Annotated in this window: 19 protein-coding genes; 1 reads left to right on the top strand and 18 read right to left on the bottom strand. The window is 58.0% G+C overall.

Translation table 11 applies throughout. The features are described 5' to 3' along the window. Positions 1-77: 77 nt before the first annotated feature. From PHC90_07935 to PHC90_07900, 8 genes are all read right to left on the bottom strand, one after another. Positions 78-1,415 (bottom strand): glycerate kinase, encoded by a 1,338-nt coding sequence (locus tag PHC90_07935; protein MDD3846275.1) that lies wholly within the window; start codon positions 1,413-1,415, stop codon positions 78-80. Between the two features lie 255 nt (positions 1,416-1,670). Further along, the gene (locus PHC90_07930; GenBank protein ID MDD3846274.1) at positions 1,671-2,504 is read right to left on the bottom strand and encodes a branched-chain amino acid ABC transporter permease; all 834 of its coding nucleotides are present in this window, start codon (positions 2,502-2,504) and stop codon (positions 1,671-1,673) included. A gap of 2 nt (positions 2,505-2,506) precedes the next feature. Next, positions 2,507-3,475 (bottom strand): branched-chain amino acid ABC transporter permease, encoded by a 969-nt coding sequence (locus PHC90_07925; GenBank protein MDD3846273.1) that lies wholly within the window; start codon positions 3,473-3,475, stop codon positions 2,507-2,509. Positions 3,476-3,556: 81 nt separating this feature from the next. Beyond that, positions 3,557-4,231, bottom strand: a complete 675-nt coding sequence (locus tag PHC90_07920; protein ID MDD3846272.1) for a cysteine hydrolase — start codon at positions 4,229-4,231, stop codon at positions 3,557-3,559. A 75-nt stretch (positions 4,232-4,306) separates the two neighbouring features. Continuing rightward, positions 4,307-4,996: an ABC transporter ATP-binding protein gene (locus PHC90_07915; protein ID MDD3846271.1), complete on the bottom strand. Its 690-nt coding sequence runs from the start codon at positions 4,994-4,996 to the stop codon at positions 4,307-4,309. Then, on the bottom strand, positions 4,984-5,763 hold the full coding sequence (locus PHC90_07910) for an ABC transporter ATP-binding protein (protein MDD3846270.1): 780 nt from the start codon (positions 5,761-5,763) through the stop codon (positions 4,984-4,986). Before PHC90_07910 ends, PHC90_07915 begins: the two co-directional genes overlap by 13 nt. Before the next feature lie 72 nt (positions 5,764-5,835). Continuing rightward, the gene (locus PHC90_07905; protein MDD3846269.1) at positions 5,836-7,095 is read right to left on the bottom strand and encodes an ABC transporter substrate-binding protein; all 1,260 of its coding nucleotides are present in this window, start codon (positions 7,093-7,095) and stop codon (positions 5,836-5,838) included. 31 nt (positions 7,096-7,126) lie between these two features. Then, positions 7,127-7,825, bottom strand: a complete 699-nt coding sequence (locus PHC90_07900) for a GntR family transcriptional regulator (GenBank protein MDD3846268.1) — start codon at positions 7,823-7,825, stop codon at positions 7,127-7,129. Between the two features lie 412 nt (positions 7,826-8,237). Between PHC90_07900 and PHC90_07895 the strand changes: the two genes are divergently transcribed. Next, positions 8,238-8,741: a L,D-transpeptidase family protein gene (locus PHC90_07895; protein MDD3846267.1), complete on the top strand. Its 504-nt coding sequence runs from the start codon at positions 8,238-8,240 to the stop codon at positions 8,739-8,741. A gap of 14 nt (positions 8,742-8,755) precedes the next feature. Here the strand turns inward: PHC90_07895 and PHC90_07890 are convergent, their stop codons facing one another. From PHC90_07890 to PHC90_07845, 10 genes are read right to left on the bottom strand one after another with little or no spacing between them, the layout of a single operon-like run. Beyond that, positions 8,756-10,543 carry an FAD-dependent oxidoreductase gene (locus PHC90_07890; protein MDD3846266.1) on the bottom strand — a complete coding sequence of 596 codons (1,788 nt, stop codon included), beginning with the start codon at positions 10,541-10,543 and terminating at the stop codon, positions 8,756-8,758. Next, positions 10,540-11,220 carry a heterodisulfide reductase-related iron-sulfur binding cluster gene (locus tag PHC90_07885; GenBank protein MDD3846265.1) on the bottom strand — a complete coding sequence of 227 codons (681 nt, stop codon included), beginning with the start codon at positions 11,218-11,220 and terminating at the stop codon, positions 10,540-10,542. The genes PHC90_07890 and PHC90_07885 overlap by 4 nt, the downstream gene beginning before the upstream one ends. Position 11,221: 1 nt before the next feature. Further along, a complete protein-coding gene (locus tag PHC90_07880; GenBank protein ID MDD3846264.1) occupies positions 11,222-11,680 on the bottom strand; it encodes a (Fe-S)-binding protein in 459 nt (152 codons plus the stop codon). Further along, a complete protein-coding gene (locus PHC90_07875) occupies positions 11,667-12,671 on the bottom strand; it encodes a 4Fe-4S binding protein (GenBank protein MDD3846263.1) in 1,005 nt (334 codons plus the stop codon). Before PHC90_07875 ends, PHC90_07880 begins: the two co-directional genes overlap by 14 nt. Then, positions 12,661-13,068: a hydrogenase iron-sulfur subunit gene (locus PHC90_07870; GenBank protein MDD3846262.1), complete on the bottom strand. Its 408-nt coding sequence runs from the start codon at positions 13,066-13,068 to the stop codon at positions 12,661-12,663. The genes PHC90_07875 and PHC90_07870 overlap by 11 nt, the downstream gene beginning before the upstream one ends. A gap of 22 nt (positions 13,069-13,090) precedes the next feature. Next, the gene (locus tag PHC90_07865) at positions 13,091-14,764 is read right to left on the bottom strand and encodes a CoB--CoM heterodisulfide reductase iron-sulfur subunit A family protein (GenBank protein ID MDD3846261.1); all 1,674 of its coding nucleotides are present in this window, start codon (positions 14,762-14,764) and stop codon (positions 13,091-13,093) included. Further along, on the bottom strand, positions 14,761-17,475 hold the full coding sequence (locus PHC90_07860) for an FAD-dependent oxidoreductase (protein ID MDD3846260.1): 2,715 nt from the start codon (positions 17,473-17,475) through the stop codon (positions 14,761-14,763). The genes PHC90_07865 and PHC90_07860 overlap by 4 nt, the downstream gene beginning before the upstream one ends. Then, positions 17,475-18,410, bottom strand: a complete 936-nt coding sequence (locus PHC90_07855; protein ID MDD3846259.1) for an electron transfer flavoprotein subunit alpha/FixB family protein — start codon at positions 18,408-18,410, stop codon at positions 17,475-17,477. The genes PHC90_07860 and PHC90_07855 overlap by 1 nt, the downstream gene beginning before the upstream one ends. Then, positions 18,407-19,183, bottom strand: coding sequence for an electron transfer flavoprotein subunit beta/FixA family protein (locus tag PHC90_07850; GenBank protein ID MDD3846258.1), 777 nt, complete (start codon positions 19,181-19,183; stop codon positions 18,407-18,409). Before PHC90_07850 ends, PHC90_07855 begins: the two co-directional genes overlap by 4 nt. Position 19,184: 1 nt before the next feature. Then, on the bottom strand, positions 19,185-20,279 hold the full coding sequence (locus PHC90_07845; GenBank protein MDD3846257.1) for a (Fe-S)-binding protein: 1,095 nt from the start codon (positions 20,277-20,279) through the stop codon (positions 19,185-19,187). Positions 20,280-20,621: the final 342 nt, after the last annotated feature.

Here is a 20,621-nt window from a genome sequence, read left to right as displayed (position 1 = left end):
TCCCTGTCTTTCTTGCCCTTGTCTCCCATGCTTACCCCCTTCATCCTTCACAGACGCTCCTGGTGCTTCCCCTTCCTTTACCCTCCCCTCCCTGCCTCTATCAGGAGGATGTGCAGGTCCATGACGTTCGTTCCCGTCGGCCCTGTGATCAACAGTTCACCTGTTTCCTTGAAGAAGCTATATGAATCATTCCTCTCGAGATACTCTTCCGCCTTCAATCCCTTCTCCCTCGCCATCTTCACCGTCCCCCCATCGACTATCGCCCCCGCTGCATCCGTAGGTCCATCGGTTCCATCCGTTCCGGCTGACAGGAACGTAACGCCCTCCATCCCTTCAACGGCAAGGGCAAATGCCAGGGCCAGTTCCGTGTTCCTTCCCCCTTTGCCGTTTCCTTTGACCGTCACCGTTGGTTCACCGCCGTAGATAAAACACATGCTCTGGCGGTCGGGGACGCTCAACCAGCCTTGGGTTGATCTTACGGCGCGGGCATACCGCTCGCCCAGTTTTCTTGCCTCACCCTCGACGTTGTTGGCGGGGGCTACGGCGTTGAAGCCCAGTTCGACGGCGCGCAGTTCGGCTGCGCGGGTGGCTTTCTGGTTGCCGGCTATGATGATGTTCTCGAAGTTCTCGAAGACGGGGTCGCCCTTCTTCGGGGTCTCGGGGAGGATGCCCGCCACGCCGTCCCGCAATATCTTCATGACGTTCGCGGGGACAGCGCCTGTGAGATCGTATTTTCCCAGGACTCCCAGGGCGTCGGCATACGTCGAGGGGTCGGGTGCAGTGGGGCCGGAGGCTATTACGTCCAGGCGGTCGCCTATCACATCGGAGAGAATAAGCGATATGCCGTGGGCCGGATAGGCGGCTTTGGCAAGCCTGCCGCCCTTGACGCGCGATAGGTGCTTGCGGACGGTGTTGAGTTCGTCTATGGTTGCCCCCGATCTCAGGAGAAGGTCCGTTACGGACTGTTTGTCTGCCAGCGAGATGCCTTCGGCCGGGGCGGCAAGAAGGGCCGAGCCGCCACCGGATATGAGGAACAGGACCAGCATGGTCTCATCCGCATCGGTGAGGACCTCCAGGACCTTTTGCGCCGCGTCGTGGCCAGCCTGGTCGGGTATGGGGTGGCCCGCCTCGTAAACCTCCATCTCCCCGCGAAATACGGCGCCGTGCACATGGCCGTACTTCGTCAGGACGATGCCCCTGGCATGCACCTGATCGTTCAGTTCCTCCATGGCCGCCCTCGCCATGGTGACAGCGCCTTTGCCGAAGCCTACAACCTCCACTTCCGTAATGCCGCGCTCCCGGCATATGTCCAGCACGTGGGGCATGCGCTGCCGCACGGACCTGGCGGGATCAACAGCACGCAGGCCTGCTGTGAATATATCGACTATTGCGTCTCTTCTTTCTTTCGGTGTCATAGTCACAAGTATACCCCGTAGAGGAACAAGTTTCAAAAAACTATCTCACGCCCGTTCGTCGCCCAGTCCCCTCACACGAGGCAGCTAAGGAGGGTAAGAGTGAAGCGGGAGTCACCCACGCTCCTTCCACGGAGGGTCCGCATGGCCACTGGATGAGAAATCGTGATAACAACCTGCTGGAACGTCCATGTGGCCAGCGGAAAAAAAGGGGGGGGTAGGGGATGCTGCTATTGAGATCGGAGGTATTTTGCGTGCTCATACCTCCACGGGTTTGAAGATGAGGACTATGCCCATTACTACGAAAACCATCGTTTCCGCAGCGGGACCCCAGTAGCGGCCCGTTATGGCCATGACAAGACCCAGGACAAAAGCCGAGACAAAGGTGCCTTTTATGTTCCCCAGGCCTCCGACGAGGACGACGGCGAAGCTGATGAGGAGCACCGTCATGCCCATGTAGGGGTGCACCGATGTTATGGGCGCGTAAAGCACCCCGCCGAGCGCGGCGAGACAACTGCCAATGACGAAGACGATGGAGAAATATTTATCGACGTTGATGCCCAGGCTCTTCACAGCGTCCTTGTCTTCCAGCGACGCCGTCACGATCTTGCCCACGATGGTCTTCTTGAAAAACATCGTCAGGGCGCCGAATATCACCAGCGCCAGGGCGATGATGAGGACGCGGTACATCGGAAGCGTGATCGAGAAGACGCTTATATCCCTGCCGATGGGATCTGACAGCGGGATGGGAGAGGCGCCCCATATCCATTTTATGCTGTCGACACCGATGAGGACGACGGCATAGGTGGCTATGATGGCATAGTCGATGGAAACCCCATAGAGCTTGCGGATGACAAAACGCTCCACCACGTAGCTGATGGGGATCACGGCGGCCACGGCGATCACGGCGCCGAGGAAGAAGTTGTTTCGCACGAAGGGCAGCGCTGAGATGAGGAGGTAGGCGCCTATGGTGTAGACAAAGCCGTGGGCGAAGTTGACTATCCTCATGGTCCCGAAGGTGAGGGAAAGCCCGATGCTGATGATGTAGAGGATAGCCCCTATGGTCAGTCCGTATGCGATCGTGTTTATCATGGTTACCTCGCTAAGGCCTTGCGCCTTCTGCTGAACAATCCGACAGCGAATCCCCACACGCCGGTCCTGAACCTGAAAACGACGATGAGGAGCGCAAACCCGAGAAACATCTCCCATCTCGGAATGTAAGAGGCCAGGTAATTGCTGATGGCCATGTAGACCACGCCGCCTATGATGGAACCGTAGAGGCTCCCCGACCCCCCGATGAGGGCGGCGAATATAACCTCGACGGCCCGGGAGGGATCGATGAAGCTCGGCGTAACATAGCCGTAGTTGAGGATCGAAAGCGCTCCGGCAAAGGCGGAGATCGTCGTGGAGATGATGAAGGTGATCCACTTATAAATGAATGTATTGTATCCCAGGAACTTGACCCGGGTCTCATTCTCCTTGATGGACTTTATGAGAACGCCAAAGGGCGAGGCTGTGAATTTCTTGAGGAAATAGTATGCCAGAAGCAGGCAGAACAGGACGAATCCGAAGACGACGGCTTTGTTCCCGAAATTGAGAAGGGGCAGCTTCGCAAAATAGGCGGACATGCCGTCCTCTCCGCCGGTCTGACGGGAAAAGGCAACGAGGACGAGAAAATAGCCCATCTGGCAGAATGCAAGGTTGATAAGGGCAAAACAGGCGCCCGTGGTCCTGACGATGATGGGACCGAGGATCACCCCGATGAGCGCCCCGGCAGCAAGGCTCGCGAGTATAGCGAGGAGCGGGTTCTGGGAAACGTGTTCCGAGAAGAGAGTGGCCGCGTAAGCCCCGGTGCCCAGATACAGCATGTGCCCGAAGGAAAGCCTGCCCATGAAACCATAGAGAATATTAAAGGCCAGAACGAAGATGCAGAAGATGGCAAAATCCGTCGTCCTGTTGATCCCGAGCAGGGGGAGGATCACCAGGAACCCGGCGGCAATGATGGGTATGTCCAGCGACCGCCAGATGTTTCTTTTCGTGAGGTCCGTCTTGACTGTTTCCATGGCCCGTAAGCCTCCGTTTCATATCTCCCGACCGCTCCCCGAAGGAAGCGGCCAGGAGCGTTCAGGGGGGGTAGTATCGCATCACGCGAGGTTCTTGAGAAACTCCTTGTAGTTCATCACGTGACCGATCTTGGGGAAAATATACTTTTCAGCATAGTTCTGTTCTTCGTCCGTGTCGGTGCCGGTGCAGTCGCCTATGACGATGACGCGGTAACCGTGGTCGTAGGCGGAGCGGGCCGTGGATTCCACGCACCAGTTGGTGTGGAAGCCGACGATTGCCACATGCTCGATCATGTTGACCCGGAGCGTGTAGTCGAGGGCGGTGGACCAGAAGGCATCGAGGGTCTTCTTGCCGCGGATGATGATGTCGCCCTTCTGCGGGGTCAGTTCGGGGATGATCTCCGGGCCCGGCGTTCCCGCCACCCAGGCGCCCGACACCTTCTTCCCGCCAAGCTTCCAGCCGGTGGGCATATCGATCTCAAGCCCGCGCAGGCCGCCCATGCCGGGGCCTTCCTTGTCTATCTCGGGAAAACCAGGCTCGAAGGCCTCGAAAGGAATGTAGATGATCTTTTTTATCTTTTTGCGCGCCTTGCTCACGAGGCTTGCAAGGTTTTCTATGACGTGCCGTTCTTTGAGCTGCTCCGCAATGAACTGGTACATGGACCCGCCGGGCTTCAAAAAGTCGTACTGCGGTTCAATAAGGACGATGGCCGTTTTCTTTGCATCGATCTTTGTCGTCTTTTTTTGTGCTGCCATGGGTTTCCTCCTCTATGTTCTTTCTATCTATCTCCACGCAAGCATATATGTCCTGCTGCATACCCGCTTCGGCTGTCACAGAAACTGCTCCAGCCGTGACTTGTCCGTTATCTCCTCTTTCTGGGAGCATGTCTGTACTATCTTGCCTTCCCGCATGATGTAGACCTTTTCGGCAAGCATCCCGACCACGGAGAGGTTCTGCTCGACGATGATCATGGAGACCTTGCCTTTCATCATGGCGAGGACATTCAAAATGTCGTTGATGGTCCCCGCGGCGAGGCCCTCCGTGGGCTCGTCGATGAGGAGCAGCTTCGGGTCGCCCACGAGCGCCCTGCCGATGAGCAGGATCTGCCGCTGCCCTCCGCTCAGGCTCCCGGCCCTGAGGTTCAGGAACTTCTCCATTTTGGGATAGATGCTCATCACCTTTTCTATGGCCTTTGATGTCTTCTCCTTCACGGGATATGCCGCAAGTTCCAGGTTCTCCCTGACGGTGAGGTGGGAAAAGACCCTTTTGTCCTGAAAAACATACCGGATGCCGCGAAGCGCAACCTTCTCCGGCGGCATCCCGGTGATGTCCTGCCCCAGAAAGGATATGCTGCCTGCCACGGGCTTCATGAAACCGGCTATGGATTTGAGGAAGGTGGTCTTGCCGGCACCGTTGCGGCCCGCTACGAAGACCATGCTGCCCGCCTCAAGCTCCAGCGAGATGTCGTGGAGGACCCGTGCGTGTCCGTAGGCGACGTCTATATTTTTCACACTGAGCATGTAAGGCCCTCCTCTTTTCCCCAATAGACCTCCCTGACGGTGGGATCGGAGAGCACCGCGTCCGGCGGGCCGTCGGCGATAAGCCTGCCCTCGTGCATCACGCAGAGCCTTTCCACCATGTCGACTATCCTCGATATCTTGTGTTCGATGATTATCAGGCTGAGGTCCGTCTTGACGCTGTTGATGATAAGGGAAACCTCTGAGATCTCGTTGTCGCCAAGGCCCGCGAAGGGTTCGTCCAGAAGAAGTATCCTCGGTTTGAGCGACAGCGCGACGGCTATCTCAAGCTTGCGTTTATCCCCGTAAGAAAGCTCCGAGGTCATGAGGTCCGCCTTGTCGGAGATGCCCAGCAATTGAAGCCTCTCCATGCAGACCTTCATGATGCGTTCATTGTGGACATTGGTGAAGAAGAACTTACCCTTCGATCCGTAATTTTCACCGAACCGAATGGTGGATAGCGCGAGATTGTCGATAACGGGCAGGGAATCAAAAACGGAGACGAGCTGAAAGGTCCTTATGATCCCCAGGGCCACTCTCTTGTAGGGGGGGACCTTTGTTATATCTCTGCCGGAAAACAGGATGGCGCCTTCCGTCGGGGTGTAAAGACCGGTGAGAAGATTGAAGAACGTGGTTTTCCCCGCACCGTTGGGGCCGATGATGCCCACCGCCTCCCCTTCTGCCATCCGGAAATTGACACTGTCTACCGCCGTGAGGCCGTTGAAGCGTATCGTCGCCTTTTTCGTCTCAATTATCGGGTCAGATGACATCACAAACTCCAGTCATGCTTGTTTAAGGATGGGACGGATGCTCATCCGCCCCATCCATCTTATCAATCACTACTAATATCCAAGGGTCTTCAGGTTGGGGAGATAATCCTCGCCCGTGTAGGCCCCGATGATCTTTACGAGGTCATATTTCGCGTTCTTGCGCTCCTTGGCTCCCTTGCCGATGGTGACATAGGCCCCATACTTGAAAATCGGCTGATGGTCGGCCCGCCATGTGCCCTTGCCCTTCATGGAATCGAAGGTGGGGTTGGCCATGAGGGCCTTCGCTATCGCCTTGCCGTCAAGGGAATTGGCAAGCTCCATGCCGCGGACGGCTTCCCTCACACCTTCATAGGCCATTGCCGAATAGGGGTCAGGGGGATACTTGTATTCCGCCCGGAACTTCTTCGTGAAGGCGTCCGATGCCTTTACGATGGCCGCATCCTGAAAGCCTTTCATGTCGTAGTACCAGCCCATCAGTGAATAAACACCCTCCAGGGCTTCCGGCGGCACGCCGCTGCCGAAGGCGTTCGTCATCCAGTTGAACCACACCTTTGAATTCTTCTTGATGCCTACCTCGTACGTCTGTTTGAGAACGTTGATCGCGTCAACCCCCCAGTGGGCAAGCATGACGATCTCGGGCTTCTTCTCTTTGATCTTCAGGAGGTACGATGTGTAGTCGCTTGTTCCGACGGGTGATTCCAGGTATTCCACCTTGATCTTGCGCGCCGCGAAGGCGTCCTTCGCGCCCTCCCACTGGTCGCGGCCGAAGGCGTAAGCTGGCCCGAAGAATATGATCTTCTTGAAGCCGAGTTTGTCGACGATATACGAGGCGCCGGCGTAGCCGATCGAATATGCGCTGCCATGGATGGCAAAGGTCGTTTCGGCCATTTCCTTTTTCTCGAACATCCCGACAGCCACAACATTTACAGGAAAGTATGCGATGGAGGTCTTCTTCACTTCCTTGTTAAGGGCCGCTGAGATAGGCGCGAATGTCTGCCCGATGACGACGTTCACCTTGTTCTCGTCGACGAGTTCCCTGAAGCGCCTGATGGCGACGTCGGGCTTCGACTCATCGTCCTTGGAGACAAATTCGATGGGTACCTTCTTGCCGCCGAGTTTCACGCCGCCCGCCGCGTTTATTTCCTTTATCGCCAGCTTGGCTCCGTCAAGCTGCAGGGGGCCGATGGGCGATGCGGCTCCGGTGAGGCCGAATATAAGGCCGACCTTCACCTTGTTCTGTGCAAGGACATCCGTTCCGGTCAAACAGACGGAACCCATAACAAAGAGACCGATAAGAACAACGATTGAAAACGATCTGATCTTCCGTGACATTACTCTTCCTCCTTTCATGATGTGAAGATCTCTATAATTGTGCCTTTCTCTCCCCGTCTTCATGTACCTCCTTCCATGTATCGGAGCCTATGCTCTTTTCAATGAGCTCGATCATGCGGGAATTGTGCCTGTTGAAGGCGACCTCGGCGCGCTCAGCGTCGTGCGCTTCAAGGGCGTCGAGGAGGTCGAGGTGGTCCCGGTAAAGGTCGGCAAGCACAAGGTTGATGTGCAATGAAATGGGACGCATCTTGCTCTTCACGGTCTGGAGCATCTCCTGGAGCGTCTTGTTCCGGCTTGCCTCATAGACAAGTGCGTGGAAGTCATAATCAAGCTGGGAATAACCCACCAGATCTTCCTGCTCCACGACCTTTGCCTGTTCCTCGATGGACCTGCGCATCTTCCTCAATGTCTTGCCATCTATGTTAACGGCGGCATGCCGCACGGCAAGAGCCTCCAGGGCGTTGCGCACCTCGTAGAGCTCGATGGCCCTCTCGGGCTTCAGGGCAACCATGAAAACCCCCCTGTTGGGAATATTCTCAAGGAGCCCTTCCTGTATCAGCCGGTGCACCGCCTCCCAGACCGGCGTCCTGGAGGCCCCGACCTCCTTGGCGATCTGTTCCACGTTGATCCTCGTGCCGGGACTGAAGCGGTAATCGGCGATCATTTCCTTCAGAATATCGTAGACCTGGTTACTGAGCCTTTGCCTGCTAACTTTTGTCGTTGTCATCATACCCGTAATTCTACGCCCCCGGTGAAATCCCTGTCAAGCTTTTTCATGAAATATTTTTCATATTTCATGAAATAACTACTATGACAAGGTATTGAAACAACAGACTAAGAGGTTTTTTTACCAGTGAAAGCCCTGTCCCGATCGTAAGCAGACCAGCGGCAGGACACCAGGAGTGCTGAACGAGCGAACTCCGGATCTTATACCGTCAGATGGTTTCCTACCGGTTCTGTCTCCTGGATTCCGGCCTTCGCCGGAATGACGGGGGGGCAAAGGCAGGCTTTTCCTGTGCACCCTTCTCATCAGAACCTCCGCGTGCTCGGCTGAGGAGCTTTGGCGACAAACGGGCGTGAGGCAGGGTCTTTTCACATCCGATCTCTGGCAAAGGTCAGCAGGAAATGGTATCGTCTTTTTCATGATGATATTCCTCAGAGCGTCGTCGATCATGACGGTCCTCATGATGCTGGCGGCGGTCGGGTTCGCTGCCGGAAATCTCGTGGCCGACAAGGTCCTCATTGAAAAGAAGGCAAGGCGCCTGACCTTGCTATCGGAAGGACAGGCTGTAAAGACGTACAGGATAGCTTTAGGAGGAGCTCCTGAAGGACCGAAGGAGAAGGAAGGGGACAACAAGACGCCCGAAGGGGTCTATATCATTGATGCCCGGAACAGCAACAGCGCATATCACCTGTCGCTCCATATTTCCTACCCCAACGTGAAGGACAGGAAGCGGGCCAGGGAGCTGGGTGTCTCCCCCGGCGGACAAATAATGATCCACGGCATAAAGAACGGTTTCGGATGGATCGGCGCCCTTCACACCCGCTACAACTGGACGCAAGGCTGCATCGCGGTCACGAATGAAGAGATCGAGGAGATAGCCGCCCTGGCCCCTGACGGCACGCCCGTGGAAATAAGGCCATAAAGCTCGACTTCTATCTATGGCGGGACGTGAGCAAGACAATCCTCTACCTTTCTGTTCTCGTCCTCAGCCGGGAATTTGATCACATCGGAAGGGCATGTGGACACGCACAACCCGCACGATACACAGGCGTCCTCGTCGACGTGGGCCATTGGAATACCGGTGGATGAGATGGGGCCGAAGACGGATACCTGCTTTTCCGTTATCACGATGTCTATCGCCTTCTGCGGGCAGGCGTCCTTGCAGGAGCCGCAGCCGCTGCAGCGCTCCTCCTCCACTGTCGGGTAGAGGCGCTCCTCTCCCCGGTCGAGGAGTATTTCACCGAGGGCTCCGAGAACCTCCCGTGGCTTCCAGCGTTTATCGCGGGGATGGCGCAGAAACCCTATATGGTATTTCCTGCGGCTCCAGCGGGTGGGGTTCCAGCGGAGCTGGGGCTCGGAGCGGTAAACGGAGAGGAATTCTCGTCCCTTAAAATGGTCGATGTAGTCGCCAAAGGAGACAACGCGGTCGATGCCGAGGGCGATGTCCTTTCCGGGGCCGATGATGCGCATGACGCCGTCGGATGCGCTGAAGGCATCTCCTTCTTCGAGATTGATGACGATGACGCCCTCGCGCCGCGCCTTCTCGAAGGTCACCTCGTCGTAGGAGGGCATGACGACGTTCTTCGTCACCACGTAGACTGTCTTGCCGGACTGTCTGAGTTCGCGGGCGGACCCGATGAAACGGGCCGACATGTATTCGTAGAACATAGCGGCGCCGGGGTCATCGACGCCGAGGTAGAACGCGCAGGAGGCAAAGTCTCCTTCGGGCATGGTAATCTCGGGAGGGTCCTCGTCGCAGATGAGGCCTTCCTCCCTGGCGGCAGTTGTCAGCAGGTCTGCGTCCTTGACGGCGAGGACGCCGGCGCCGAAACCAGTCATGATGGAATCCTTGATGTTCATGGGCTCCAGGGCGCCCCCGCAGGCGAAAACCCCCGGGGCGTCTGTCACGAGGGGCTCCTCTTCCGCGACAAAGCCGTATTCGTTCATGGAAAAACCGAAGAGGGCGCCGAGGTCCGCAAGCCCGGGGTTGGGGCGCAGCCCGATGGCGAGGACGATGTAGTTGAATCGTTCCTCCTTGAGCTCTCCATCCACGAAGTAACGCACCGTCACACCCTCTTCGTCTTCCTCGAAGTACCGGGAATTGGCGCGGATAAAGCGAACACCCGCGTCGCGATAGACCTTTTCGAGGTAGAATTCCTGTCCGAAGAGCCTGAGGTCGTTGTAGAAGACGGCGATCTCGGGTTTGGCGCGCTGGAGGGTCCACTTGACCTCGCGTATTGTGTAGGAACAACACACGGATGAACACAGGGGGTATTCTTTCGAGCGCGAGCCCACGCAGAGGAAGAAGCCTATCTTGTTGAAATCCTCGGGGAGGTCGCCGTTTCGCTGGTCGATGCGGGCATCGTATTCGAGGCTCGTCAGGACCCTTTTTCCTTTGTACTCCACGGGGTCGTAAGGGGAAAGGCCGGCGGCCACGATCACCCTGTGGGCCTCCAGTACCTCGCCGTCGCTCAGCGTGACCGAAAACGCGTCGGCCCTCCTCTGCGCCGCCGTGACCGACGCACCCTTCAGAACACGGAGATTCGGTTCATCTCGTATTTCATCGAAAAAGGTCTTGAAGCCAATGCGGCAATTCGCGATGCGGGCCATTGTCCCGCCCAGTTCGGCCGTGTTTTCGAGGACGATCGCATTGTGCCCCTCTTTGAGGACAACCTTTGCCGCCGAGATGCCGCTGATGCCTCCGCCTATTATCAATACGTTCATAACGTGCCCGATTCTCCCATGATATGGAGGAGGAGGTCCGTGTAATAGACGACCTTCCTTTCGCCCGAAAATGTCTTCATTGCCATATGGCACAGGGGGCAGAAAACGACGATGGTCCCCCTCGACCTGTTAAGGACAAGGCGCGAGAGTTTTTCCGTGACGTCCTTGTTGATGAATATCTGGTTCCCGCCGCAGCAGCGGTCCTTAACCGCTCCGCCCGACACCTCCCCGCCGAAGCGGGCGATGGTCTCTTCCATGACGGTGGTGTTCCGTATCGCCGTCTCTTTCGGCCGCAGGAGAATGCAGCCATAGTAGGGGGTAAAGACCTGGCCCTTCAGGTCCCTGGCCTGTTTCATGGCGGCAAAGAAGGCCTCATCGAAAAGGTCCAGCGGGTGCGTGACGGCGAATTCGTTCCCTTCGTCCGCCTCTTTGAGGTTCTTGTAGCAGGCCGGACAGGGAGCGACGATCTCGCTGAAATGCCCCCGCGCCTTTTCGAGGTTCTTCTTCGAGAACCCCGCGAGCTCCTTCCGGTCACCGTACTCGAAAGCACCGCAGCAGTTCCAGTCGGGTATCTCCCTGAGGGTGTGACCCTGCTTCGCGAAGACCTTCTTGATGCCCTTGTCGAGCTTGTGGGCCGAGCCTGTCAGCGAGCAGCCGGGGTAGTAGCCGTATTCCATATTACGTCCTCTTTACCTTGTGGGGCAGGTGAAAACCCATGTATTCCATCCACCGTGTCATATGTTTCATGTACCCGCCTTTGAGGAGAAAAGGCACGGCCTTCATGAGCACATAGGGCTCGTAAACCCTGCCGAAGAGAGAGACCGACCCCTTGAAGGCCTTTTCGAAGGGAGACTCCGCGCCAAGCTCATGGCGCAGGGCCCGGATGACCTCGGGTATACGTATCTCCCAGGGGCAGGCGCCGGTGCAGCGGTAGCAACCGGTGCAGAAGCGCACCAGCGAATCGGCGGCGGCCACATCCTTTCCGAGAAAAAGCCTCTGGAGCATCTCCTGGGGGTTCGTGCCGGGGGAAATGTCGTTCACGGTGCACACCGACGCGCAGATCTTGCACCCCAGGCAGACGGAAAAGTCCTGTCTCCTGTAACCGGTGAGTTCTATCGCGCGATCAGTCTTCCGCATCTTTCAGTTCGTCCTCGACAAAGGTCAGGTAAGGTATGGTCTCGTCCAGGCTCCGGCCCGACATGTAGGAGAACATCCCCTGGAGCCTCTCCGATACCCCCTTGAAGTACTTCGTAAGCGGTATGCCCTGGGGGCAGGCCTCTTCGCAGGCGCCGCAGCCGACGCAGGTCTGGGAGACATGGTACATGCGGATGAGATGGAAGAGCTCCTTGCCGCGCGGCATCCCCGTCGAACCGGTGCGAAAGACCTTGTTGAAGAGGGCGTCCCCTTTCGGCAGGTACTCGTCGCCGTTGAAGACGCAGTCCACGCAGTAGCACACGGGGCACATGTCACGGCAGTTCATGCACATGATGCATTTTGAAAAATCCTTGGTGAACTCCTTCATGTCGACCTGGAATGCCGGATGGGTCTCGCTCGGGCCGATCTCCATCTGGACGGGAGCTTCCTCGGCGTCGCCGTCGAGGAGGGACAGGAACGTCGTGCCCTTGTCGGTATAGGAAAATGCCCAGAAATTTCCGCTCCCGTCGAGCCTGATCCCGGCGTCGCCCACGACGCCGCGGCGCTCGCGGCAGGTCGTGCACGCCCAGCGCGCCGATTCTGTGTCCTTCGTAAAACCCTTGAGTGCCTCTCCGGCCGGGACATCTCCCTCCCTCTTCGAAGAGACCGTCCCGAAGCAGTCGACGGAGACGGCGATGATGTCCTCGGACTCTATCTGGGCCAGCTTGACAAGCTCTACGTAAGACCGTATCTCGCAGGGCCGGAGCACAAGAACGATCTGCGCGCCCTTGGCGAAGAGCCGCCTCAGGTAGAGGGCGCCGTTCATCGCAAAAACGGGGCTCATCAGGGCGTAATTGTCGAGCTTGCCCTTAAAAACCCTGTGATACACGGTGGAGCTGTCCTTTTCGAAACCCATCACAAGGCATTTGTTCGCTTCCAGGAGTTTGTTGAGAGCGCCTTCGAGTTCGCCGTTCTTTATCCTTTTACCCTGCATTTTTCTTTTCCTTTATGTCGTTGTAGAACTCCGTCACCTTCTCCACGAAACGCCGCGCCTCGGCGGCGCTCACCCAGAAGAGGCGGAGTTTGTCTCTCATGCCGAAAGCGTCTAGCTGTTCCTTCAGGGCGGCTATCTTCCTGCGGGTGTAAAAATTGCCCTTGATGAAGTGGCAGTCGCCCGGGTGGCACCCGGCCACGAAGACACCGTCGGCCCCCTCGAGGATCGCCTTGATGACAAAGGCCGGGTCGACCCTGCTCGAACAGGGGACCTGTATGAGCTTCACCCCGTCGGGATATTTCATCCTCAGGCTGCCCGCCATCTCCGACGCCTTGAAGGTGCAAAAGGAACAGGCGAAACCGACTATTTCCGGGTTCTTTCTCATCTTTTCTTCCATTACATTACCCCTGCCGACATTTTCATATGGCCTCCAGAAGGGCGCTTATCTCGTCGTCTATGATGCTGTCCACGTACCCCTTGAGGCTGATCGCCGATGACGGGCACGTGGCATTGCACAGCCCGCACCCCATGCAGGCCGCCTCCTCGACGTGCGCTATTCTTTTTTCCGCATCGAACTTTATGGCCTTGGCCACGCATGCCTGCTCGCACATCCGGCAGCCGCTGCACCGTTTGGGATCGACGATGGAGATGAAGGGGTCCACGAAGGCATAGCCAAGGTTAAGAAAACCGTAGAGTTTCAGCGCCGCCGCCCTGCCATGGTTTATGGACTCTTCAACGTCCTTCGGCCCCGAGCAGGACCCCGCGATGAAGATCCCCTTCACCGCCGTATCGAAGGGCCGCAGCTTGATGTGGGCCTCGAGGAAGAACCTGTCCTTGTCGAGGCTGATCTTGAGGAGCGTCGCCATCTCCTTGCTGGTTTCCGGAGGCGACATGCCGATGGAAAGGACCACGAGGTCGAATTCCCGCTCGAAGGTCTCGCCGAAAAGAGTGTCCTCGCCCCTCAACACCAATCCCGAAGAGGTCGGAAGGATCTCGGCGATGTTGGCCCTCGTGAAAAGGACGCCCTTCTCCTGAGTGTCCTCGAAGAATTCCTCGGCTCCCCGCGGATGGGCCCTCACGTCCATGTAGAAGGACTCCACGTAGGAATCGTCGTACCTTTCCCTGATCGCCTCGCCAACACGCAGCGCGTTGACGCAGCAAACCCGTGAACAGTACGGCCTGCCGATCTGCTCGTCCCTGGAGCCGATGCAATGGAGGATGGCGACCCTGGGCTTGTCCGGCAGGTTCAGGCCGTCGTCCGTCCGCTCGAGATCAAGGGTGGTGACGACGCGGGGGTCTTTCCCATAGCACAGCTCCGGCTTGATCTGCGGATCGAAGGGCGCAAAACCGATGGAGACCACGACCCCGCCGATGGTCACCTTTCGCTCGCCCTGGGGGGTTTCGAGGGTGGCCTCGTAGTTGCCGAAGAAACCTTCAAAGTTGACGAGCTTCGTTGACGTGAAGATCTCCACGTTCGGCCTCTGCCGCAGTTCCTTCTCCATGTCCTCGACGATCTTCGAACCGGGGAGCCGTGAGGGCCATACGCTTTTGAGTTCGCGGACATGCCCTCCCAGTTCGGCCTCCGATTCGACGAGGAAGACGTCCATACCCATCCTGGAGAGAAAAAGCGCCGCGCTCAGTCCTGACACCCCGCCGCCTATGACGAGAGCCGATTTGTTGACATCAACCCTCTTCTCCTCGAGGGGGATGTAGTGCGCCGCCCCGTAGAGCCCGGCAAGAATGAGCCTCTTCGCCTTTTCCGTGTTCGCCTCGATGTCGTCGCCCACCCAGGAGCAGTGTTCCCTGATGCCAACCCGTCTTAACAGGAAGGGGTTCAGGTCCGCCTTTTTAACAAGGTCCTTGAAGAGGTCGCCGTGGAGGGACGGCGTGCAGGAGGCAACGATGACGCGGTCGAGGCCGTGCTTTTCGATGCTCTCCTTTATCATGTCCTGCCCCGGCTCGGAGCACACGAAGGGGTAATCCTCGGAAACGGTGACGTTCATGTATCTCTTGAAGTAGTCGCTTAAGGCCTTCACATCGACGGTGTGCTTGATATTGTGCCCGCAATGACAGATAAAGATCCCCGTTTTCATGAAGAGAGTCCCTCGCTCAGGTATTCCATACACCGCGAAGCGGCCTCACCGCCGGATGCGACCGTGTCGGGCACATCCTTGGGCCCCGATCCCATGCCGCAGACAAAGATGCCTTCCACGTTCGTCTTTGAGGGCGCTATCGCATCGACCTTGATGAAACCGTACTCGTCGCGCTCAAGGGACATCATCTCGCAGAGGGCCTCGATCCCCTTGCGCGGCCTGACGCCCGTCGCGAGGATCACGAGGTCGACCTCGATCTCCCGCAACTCGCCGCTGAGCATATCCTCGACGCGCACGAGGAGCCCGTCTTTACCCTTCACCACCTCGCCGGGAATGCCCCGGATATATAAGGTGCCGCTCTCCTGGGTGCTCTTGTAGAACTCCTCGTAGCCTTTTCCGTAGGCCCTGACGTCAATGTAGGAGACGTAGATCTCGGCGTCCCTGATCCGGTCCTTAACGATGCTCGCGTGCTTCGCCGTATACATGCAGCATACGCGCGAGCAGAAGCGCGCCCCGCTCTGGCGGTCCCGCGAACCAACGCACTGTATGAAATAGAAGCGTTTGGGCTCTTTTCCGTCGAGCAGGATATCGCCGCCCGTCGGACCCGTCACGGAACAGATCCGCTCGAACTCGATCCCCGTTATGACGCCGTCGAGCGTGCCATAACCAAGCTCCTTCTTTTCCGTCGGATCGTAGAGGTCGAATCCCGGCGCGAGGACGATGCCGTCAAAGTCCATGTCAACGACCTCGTCCCTCATGGAATGGTCGATGGCCGCGACCTCGCAGCGCCGCTCGCATTCACCGCACTCAATGCACCCTTCCACCTGGCCCGCAAGGCACCGCGCCGCCTCCGCCATGGCCTCCCGGGGGGCATACCCGAGCCCCACCTCGCGAAAATCGGTTATCCTGTCGCCGATGGGTTCCTCAGGCATGGCGCTCCTGCGCTGCGAGCCGATCCTGCCGGAAAGGGCCGCGACCTCATCCGCCGACAGCTTCTGCGGCTCGGCCCTTTGTTCCTCACCCGCCAGGGCCTCACCCTTCAGGTACGCGCCTATGGACCGTGCCGCCTTCTTTCCCGCCGCTATGGCGTCGATGACGTATGCGGGACCGGTGACCACATCCCCGCCCGCGAAGACCCCATCGATGTTCGTCGCGCCTGTCGACGGGTCGATAGTTATCGTCCCGCCTTTGCCCATTGTAATGCCAATCGAATCCAGGAAGGAGGTCTGCACCGCCTGCCCCAGGGCCGTTATCACACAGTCCACGGGTACGGTGAACTCCGAACCGGCCTTCGGCACGGGACGTCGCCGGCCGCTTTCGTCGGGCTCGCCCAGCTCCATGCGCACGCATTCCATCGTCGCCACCCTGCCGCCGGCACCTTCGAAACGAACAGGCGCGGCAAGGAAGTCGATCTCTATCCCTTCGTGCAGCAGCGCCTCTATCTCCTCTCCCGCCGCGGGCATCTCGTCCCTCGTCCGGCGATAGACGATCCTGACGGACTCGCTGCCGAGCCTCTTCGCTGTCCTCGCGCAGTCAACCGCGGTGTTCCCGCCGCCGATGACGGCAACCTGCTTTCCCGGCGATGCATGTTCGCCGCTGTTGACAGCGCGAAGGAACCTGATGCCGTCGACGATGCCGTCAGAAGTCTCTCCTTCCACGCCCAGGGGAAGGCCCTTCGGGGCGCCCGTTGCCACAAATATGGCCTCATGGGCGCTCTTGATCTCATCGATGGCCGTCTGGCCGCCGATCTCGACGCCGCAACGTATGTCGACGCCGAGCCTCAGGATAAGATCGATCTCACCTTTCAGCTCACTTTTTGGAAGCCTGTATTCGGGGATGGCATATCGCAGCATCCCGCCCGGCTCGGGAAGGGTCTCGTACACCGTCACGTCATGGCCCTCGACGGCGAGGTCGTGGGCGCAGGCAAGCCCGGCCGGTCCGGCGCCGATGACGGCCACCTTCCTGCCCGTCTTCTGCACCTGGGGAACTTCCAGGGAGGCGATATCGAAGCTGTCAACGGCAAAACGCTTCAGGTCCCTGATCGCCAGCGGCTCATCGAGTTCACCCCTGTTGCAGGCCCCTTCACAGGGAGCGTAGCAGACCCGTCCACACACGGAAGGAAAGGGGTTCGTCGCCCTGATGAGCTTGTAGGCGTCGGCAAACCTTCCCTCGCTGATGTGCTTCAGGTAACCGGGCACATTCGTGTTCACCGGGCAGACATCCATGCAGGCCGCATGACAGAGGCGTCCTTCGCGTTTATCTATCGAGGCCTTGTTGGGAATTGCCTGGGGAAAGGGGATGTAGATCGCCTTTCTCGGTCCCGTGCCCATATTGAATTCGCTTTTCATCACCACCGGACAGCCTTCGGAGCAGACGCCGCAGGCCGTGCATTTTTTCATGTCCACATAGCGCGCCTTCTTCAGGATGGTTACCGTGAAGCCCTTCCCCCTTTTCTTCACCGCCATCGGTTTCGACCAGGAGAGAAGGTCGATCTTCGGCTGAAGCGCCACCTCCACCATCTTCGGCGAGAGGGTGCACGTCGAACAGTCGAGGGTGGGAAACGTCTTGTCGAGCTGGATCATTCTGCCCCCTATGGAGGGGCCTTCTTCCAGCATGGTCACATTGATGCCGCAGGATGCCAGCTCCAGGGCGGCGGTTATCCCGCCTATCCCGCCTCCTACGACGAGGACATTTCTTTCCCTTTCGTCCATCAGCCCTTTGCTGTCTCTTTAAGTTTGTCCCGCACCTTGTGGATGTCGCCCACGATGCCGTAATGCGCGTATTGAAAGATGGGCGCCTCCGCGTCCTTGTTGACGGCTATGATGCAGTCGGAGTCCTTCATCCCCGCGATGTGCTGGAATGCGCCCGAAATACCCATCGCGAGATAGACCTTCGGTTTCACCGTTTTGCCCGAGGTCCCCACCTGCCGCGCTTTGGGGAGCCACATCTTGTCGATGACGGGCCGCGACCCGCAAAGAACGGCCTTCAGGATGCCCGCAAGTTCCTCGTATCCGGCAACCTCGTCCTGGCTCCCGATCCCCCTGCCGACGGAAAGGAGGAATTCCGCCTTTGTGATATCGACATCCGATCTTTCCTCTTCCACGTAGTCGATGAATGTCCGGCCTTCAACAACCGCCGTTCCTTCGAGGGCTTCGGCATTCGCCGCCGCAGCCTTTTCACCGGCAAACTCCCTGAAGCTGCCGCTTCGGACAGTAAGGACCAGGGGGCCTTCCGACGCCTTGAACTGCCCGAAGACCTTGTCGGAGTAATAGCTCTTCAGGAAAAAGCCGCCCTCTTTGTCGTAGCCGCTCACGTCGGTTATTATGGGAAAGCCGAAAAGGCCGGCTGTGTATGCGGCCGATTCGGTTCCCGAGGAGGAGTGGGTAAAAAGTATACAGTCCGGTTTTCCCCGCGCCGTGAAGACATTTTCCAGTATCTTGCCCATACTCATGGGGTTGAGGTATATCTCTTCGCCGGCCTTCACCTTAACGATGGTATCTGCCAGCTTTTCGCCCATCTCGTATGTCCCATCGGGTGCGAGAAGGACCGCCTCTTTCCCGAGAAGGGCGGCAAGGCCGATGGAGTCGAGGTTTCTCTCTTCAAAAACACCCCGCCTCACTTCCGATACGATCAAAGCGTAACTCATTGACACACCCCCTTCTCCCTGAGTATCCCAAAGAGCTGGCCGCAGACATCGGCAAGCTCTCCCGTAAGCATCGTCGCCCCGCCCTTTTTAGCCGGGTAGACCCATTTCACTACCTCTATCCTGGGCGCTCCGGTGGTGTAGCCCGAGGCCTTGAAGACCTTGCGCTCCACCTTGGAGGCCTTGCGGATACCCATGATGGAGACATATCTCGGCTCGTTGATGCCGCTCTGCAGCGAAAGGACACAGGGGGTCGCGATCTTGACCCGTTCCTGAAGCCCGCCTTCGAGTTCCCGGCGCACCACCATGTGGTCCTTTTCTATGCTGTCGATACCGATCACCATGGACGAATAAGGAAGCCCCATGATGGCCGCAAGGATGCCTCCCACGGCCCCGAACTGGTCGTCTTCGGACTGGACACCGGTAAAGATGACGTCGAAGGGCACCTTCTCGGCATCAATGAAACTGCGGATCAGCTCGCTTCGAGCGAAGGGATCATGAAGGGTCTCGCCCGTCTCGATGAGAAAACCATCCCTGGTGCCCATGGCTATGGCTCGCCTGAGAACATCGTCGGACTCCGTGTCGCCGATGGATATGGCCGTCGCCGCGCCGCCTGTCTTTTCGACGATGCGCACCGCCTCTTCCACGGCGTAATTATCCCAGTCGTTGACCTTGAAAGGCACCTTCGAGAGATCGACAACCTGCCCTTCCCCCGTGATGCGCAGCTCCTCTTCCTGGGTTGCGGCAACCCTTTTAGTAAATACAAGGATATTCATCTTATAAAACCTCCGTCAGTATTTCGGAAAGCTCCTTCACTATGAGACCCTTTTCCGTGGCCGGATCCTCCAGGGTCATGACGCAGAAAGGACACGCGGTGGCAATGATCTCGGCGCCTCTATCGACGGCGTCGAGCACCCGCACCTCGGCGTTGCGCTGATACGTTGCCTCCACTTCGAAGAACATCCTGCCCCCGCCGCCTTCACAGCACAGCGAGACCTCCCGCGACCGGGAAAATTCGAGAAGCTCGAGACCGGGAACCGCCTTCAGCATGTCCCGCGGCTCGTCGAAGACGTTGTTCTGCTTCCCCAGGAAACAGGGGTCGTGATAGATGACCTTCTTGTCGCAGGACCCGGTAAAGGAAAGGGCCCCGCTCTTGATCATCGGGGCGAGAAGCTCCGTATAATGGGAAACCTTGATGCCCGTCTCGCCGTATTCCTTCTTCAACACGTTCATGCAATGGGGGGAAAGGGCGACGATCTCCTTTACACCGTATTCCTGGAAAGCAGCCAGATTCTCCTCCTGCAATTCTTCGAAGAGACCCGCCTCCCCGATGCGCCTTATTTCGTTGCCGCAGCAGGCCTCCTCTTCGCCGAGGATGCCGAATTCCAGGCCGGCGGCGTTGAACAGCCGTGCAACGTTGACGGGGATCACCATGCACCTCGGGTCGTATGCCTGAATGCAGCAGACAAAGAGCAGCCTCCTGCTCTCCGTTTCCGATACATGGGGGACCTCGAAATCGAGCTTCTGTGTCCAATCGGCGCGTTTGTTGCGGGAACGGCCCCAGGGGTTCTTCTGGACAAAGGTGTTCTCCAGCGCCTTTTGGAGTGCGACGGGTATGTCGCCGTCCTCGACGAACTTTGAGCGTATCTCGATGATGACCTCCGAGGGCTTTACGTCCCTGGGGCACCGGATGGTGCAGGCCCCGCAGGAGGTACAGTACCACGGAAGGGTCTCTTCGACGGCTGACCGGAACTGTTTCTTCCTGACGAGCATCCTCACGTTGAAGGGCGTCCGGCCCGACTCGGGACAGCTCCCCGTGCATTTGCCGCACTGGATGCATGTCAATACCCTGGTTGCGGATTGTTCACCCATTACATGTAACCCCCGGTGGTGATTCCACCTCTATGACGGTCATTATTGCTCATACTCTGATGCATGTCCATATGCAATGAGGATACCAAAGGGCGCAGCAAAGAAACAACCCATCATTGCAGTATGTTACATCGCAGGACCCCATGCGGGCGATCCACCCGGCGTGTCCGATTCGGTAACAGGTGTATCATTTTGATACGATATTGGAGATATCAATCGAGGCATGTTTGAAGGACGGGGGGCTGACGGGTGCGGACTTCGAGATGAGGCTTCAGGGCTCCTACGATTCCCTGGAGTATGTCTGCCAGTACGGGGAGAGTCATTTGAACTTCGTGTCGAGAT

Source organism: Syntrophorhabdaceae bacterium, from assembly GCA_028698615.1.
Taxonomy (GTDB): Bacteria; Desulfobacterota; Syntrophorhabdia; order Syntrophorhabdales; family Syntrophorhabdaceae; genus Delta-02.
The sequence above is the reverse complement of the archived record's forward strand: the minus strand, read 5'-3'. Positions and strand labels throughout refer to the sequence as shown.